This is a genomic window from Pseudaminobacter salicylatoxidans (genome assembly GCF_003148475.1).
In the GTDB taxonomy this organism is placed as follows: Bacteria; Pseudomonadota; Alphaproteobacteria; order Rhizobiales; family Rhizobiaceae; genus Pseudaminobacter; species Pseudaminobacter salicylatoxidans.
This window is the reverse complement of record NZ_QGGG01000037.1, coordinates 1-1,697: the sequence shown is the minus strand read 5'-3', so window position 1 is coordinate 1,697 and position 1,697 is coordinate 1. Positions and strand designations below refer to the sequence as shown.

The following is a 1,697-nucleotide window of genomic DNA, read 5'->3' as shown; positions in this document are numbered from 1 at the left end:
TGCGCCGCGTAGCGGCGGATTCGTCAGAACAGTCCTTCGATCTGTCCGTGTTGGTTGAGGAAGATCTTTTCGGATGATGGGACCTTCGGCAGTCCGGGCATGGTCATGATCTCGCCGCAGATGACGACGACGAAGCCGGCGCCGGCGGCCAGCCTGACCTCGCGCACCGGCACGGTGTGGCCGGTCGGCGCGCCGCGCAGGTTGGGGTCGGTCGAGAACGAGTACTGGGTCTTGGCCATGCACACCGGCAGGTGGCCGTAGCCCTGTTGCTCCCAGGCATGCAGCTGGTCGCGCACGCTCTTGTCGGCGATCGCCTCGGCGCCGCGATAGATGCGCTGGACGATGGTGTTGATCTTGTCGAACAGCCCCATCTCGTCGGCATAGAGCGGCGCGAACTGCGCCGCGCCCGACTCGGCGAGCGCCACCACCTTGTGCGCCAGTTCCTCGATGCCGGCCGAGCCCTCGGCCCAGTGCCGGCACACAATCGCCTCCTCGCCCATCTGCGCGACATAGTCCCTGACCGCCTGGATCTCGGCGGCCGTGTCGGAGTGGAAGTGGTTGATCGCCACCACCGCCGGCACGCCGAACTGCTTGACGTTCTCGATGTGGCGGCCAAGGTTGGCGCAGCCCTTCTTCACCGCCTCGACATTCTCGGCGCCGAGGTCCTCCTTCTTGACGCCGCCATTCATCTTCAGCGCCCTGACCGTGGCGACGATGACGGCGGCGGCCGGCTTCAGCCCGGCCTTGCGGCACTTGATGTCGAAGAACTTCTCCGCCCCCAGATCGGCGCCGAAGCCGGCCTCGGTGACGACATAGTCGGCGAGCTTCAGGGCGGTGGTGGTGGCCATCACCGAGTTGCAGCCATGGGCGATGTTGGCGAACGGGCCGCCATGCACGAAGGCCGGGTTGTTCTCCAGCGTCTGCACCAGATTGGGCTGGATGGCGTCCTTCAGCAGCACCGTCATGGCGCCGTCGGCCTTGATGTCGCGGGCATAGACCGGGGTCTTGTCGCGGCGGTAGGCGATGATGATGTCGCCGAGGCGCTTTTCCAGGTCCTTCAGGTCGGTGGCCAGGCACAGGATCGCCATCACCTCGGAGGCCACGGTGATGTCGAAGCCGGCCTCGCGCGGATAGCCGTTGGCGACGCCGCCGAGCGAGCAGACGATCTGGCGCAGCGCGCGGTCGTTCATGTCCATGACGCGGCGCCAGGCGACGCGGCGGATGTCGATCTGCTGCTCGTTGCCCCAGTAGATGTGGTTGTCGATCAGCGCCGACAGCAGGTTGTGGGCGGTGGTGATGGCGTGGAAGTCGCCGGTGAAGTGGAGGTTCATGTCCTCCATCGGCACGACCTGGGCATAGCCGCCGCCGGCAGCGCCGCCCTTGACGCCGAAGTTCGGCCCCAGCGAGGCCTCGCGGATGCAGATCACCGCCTTCTTGCCGATGCGGTTCAAGCCGTCACCCAGCCCCACCGTGGTGGTGGTCTTGCCTTCGCCGGCCGGCGTCGGGTTGATGGCGGTGACCAGGATCAGCTTGCCGTCGCGGTTGGACTGCGCCGCCTGGATGAATTCGGCCGAAATCTTGGCCTTGTCGTGGCCGTAGGGCAGAAGATGCTCGCCGGGAATGCCGATCTTGCCGCCAACCTCCTGGATCGGCCGCTTCCTGGCCCCCCGCGCGATCTCGATGTCACTCTTGAATTC

General features: G+C 66.4%; 1 protein-coding gene. It reads right to left on the bottom strand.

Features of this window, described 5'->3' with window-relative positions:
- Positions 1–23: 23 nt before the first annotated feature.
- Positions 24–1,697, bottom strand: a 1,674-nt coding sequence (locus tag C7441_RS23660; protein ID WP_244916247.1) for a formate--tetrahydrofolate ligase, incomplete at its 5' end; no start/stop codon positions are given.